At 38.5% G+C, this 2,244-nt stretch carries 2 protein-coding genes; both read left to right on the top strand.

Features of this window, described 5'->3' with window-relative positions:
- Positions 1-55: 55 nt before the first annotated feature.
- On the top strand, positions 56-1,675 hold the full coding sequence (locus NFR98_RS15660; RefSeq protein WP_014096943.1) for a hypothetical protein: 1,620 nt from the start codon (positions 56-58) through the stop codon (positions 1,673-1,675).
- Between the two features lie 44 nt (positions 1,676-1,719).
- Positions 1,720-2,211 carry a DUF2961 domain-containing protein gene (locus tag NFR98_RS15655; protein WP_225620946.1) on the top strand — a complete coding sequence of 164 codons (492 nt, stop codon included), beginning with the start codon at positions 1,720-1,722 and terminating at the stop codon, positions 2,209-2,211.
- Positions 2,212-2,244: the final 33 nt, after the last annotated feature.

Here is a 2,244-nt window from a genome sequence, read left to right as displayed (position 1 = left end):
GGAAAAATTTTCTAAATGTGGATAAGTCATTTTATCATAAAACATCTAAAAATTGATGAATTTACTCTTCAGAACTGCGAATGCTTATGAAGATCTTGACAAAGCAGAAAACGCCAATGAGGAATACGGAATATATGAAACCTATTCATATTATAAAGAACGCTTTGGAACGCTTTCCATAAAGCATGATCCAATGGCAGCATATCTTTTGCAAAGGGCGTTGTATCAAAGTTTGGGTGCTTTAACGATGAATTCGAAGGATGAGATTGTCGGGGCGAATTGGGGAACAACACCGGTAACGAATAGGATATGGAATAAGGATATGTATTACGCTTATCTTCCGTTCTCGATTTTTGAACCCCATTTGTATAAAAAAGGCATCTTATGGTTCCTGCAATACGGAATTAAATTTCCTGGAAGCAAATTTAGAGGGGGATTATTTCATTCCCTTAGCAATTCACTGTCTTCGATTATGATGGCAGGGATGTATTTCGAAGCAACCGGTGACCGAACATTTTTCCTGGAGCATCCAGAGGTGTATCCGAAAATGTTAAATATATTAGAGGAAATCCTAAACAGCAGACAAGCATCCGAACCTTACTTGTTTCACTCACTTTGGCTGTCAGATGCTTACTCACTGGGAAAATATCACCTTGGTACAAATATTTGTGTCTGGAAAGGTTGCCAGTCATTATCAACAATCGCAGCGTTCGTATACCATGACATGGAAAAAGCGAATGAATTAAAAAATATAGCAAACTTCATTAAAGAAGATATAGAAAAATACATGACAATAGATGGAACTCACGGGAAACAGTATCTAGAAGGCATTGGCGGATTAACAAATGATACAAAAACTGTTTATCCTCTGCAACCCTACCAGGACGACATTACGAAACAAGGATTAATTTTTCTTACGGATGTCATTGAAAATGGAAGTATAAATCTTGTCATGCATGACGGGGAAGAAACGGACACGACCTTAATGCCCTACTACGGATATAAATCCTATAGTGATCCCATATTAAGGAACTATATAGCCTTCAGCATGAGTCATGAAAATCCGACTTATAATCCGGAAAATAAAGGGATTAAATGGGGAAATGAATCCGGTGCAACTTTTCCGGGTTACATTACTGCCATGTTAGGCATTACAGATGAGGAAAGTATGAATGGAGAAGAAGGATATTTACGTGAGCTAAAACGTCTTGCCGACTTAGATGGATCATGGTGGTGGTGGCCGTACCAGCTAAATTGTAAGCGGGGGGATGTGGTAAGAATGAACAGCTGCGGAAAGTGCAGCTGGGCATCTGGCACATTTGCCACGTTATTTGTAACACAAATATTAGGCATTCAATATAACGCGCTTGCTAAAACGCTGTATTTCAGGCCTTTTTCACCATCCGGCAGTTTTAAATGGGAAAATTTGATGTATGGCTATTCTAAATTCGACTTGTCATTTGAAAAAGACGATGAGGTTTCTATTCGTATTACAAACAAGAATGAAGACTTGGTCGAAGCTTTCGTTGAAATCATTACCGAGAAAAAGCCTTATGATCAAACGAAAAAGATGCTTTTGCCATTTCAAGAATCCAGCTTTCTTAACCAAAAAACCGTGCTGGTCAAAGTAAAAATACCGCCTCATGAAACCTTTGAAATGATAACGAAAGACTAAATTTACATTTACGCTGTGCCAAAATGTGTATTGGGGTGTGAAATATGAATATCTTAAATAATGTAACCAGATTCAAAGGAGAACAGTCCAGAACCATCTCTCCGGAGAATCCTACTGGAGAAAAAGGGAAGGCATGCATGTTTGACAGTAAACTTGGCCCGGGCAGAAAAGGAAGAGGAAGCATATCACTGCCGCAAGGGAAAGAAACAGTCATTGCTGAGATATCCGGCACAGGCATCATCAAACATATGTGGATGACCATTCGGGAAAATACTGAAAAAGGCAGCTTTGTGCTCAGGGATGTAATTTTAAGAATATATTGGGATGGGGCTCGAACACCAGCTGTAGAAACACCGCTCGGAGACTTCTTTTGTAACGGATTCGGCGAAAGATACGATGTAAATTCTTTGCCAATCGTCGTCAATCCAAATGGTGGGATGAATTCTTATTTTGAAATGCCTTTTAGAAAAAAAGCAAAAATCACCATTACAACCCACATTTCGCACGTCTTAAATAAAATTCATTTTAATTTTTGAATGAACTATATTTAAACATTTTAGTGGGATGAT

The sequence above is a fragment of the Weizmannia agrestimuris genome, from assembly GCF_943193165.1.
Classification (GTDB): Bacteria; Bacillota; Bacilli; order Bacillales; family Bacillaceae_C; genus Weizmannia; species Weizmannia faecalis.
Note: the sequence above shows the minus strand (reverse complement) of the source record. Positions and strands in the feature narration are given on the sequence as shown.

Coding starts and splice junctions, on each gene's coding strand:
- NFR98_RS15655 (WP_225620946.1), top strand. CDS start 1,720: ATGAATATCTTAAATAATGTAACCAGATTCAAAGGAGAACAGTCCAGA.
- NFR98_RS15660 (WP_014096943.1), top strand. CDS start 56: ATGAATTTACTCTTCAGAACTGCGAATGCTTATGAAGATCTTGACAAA.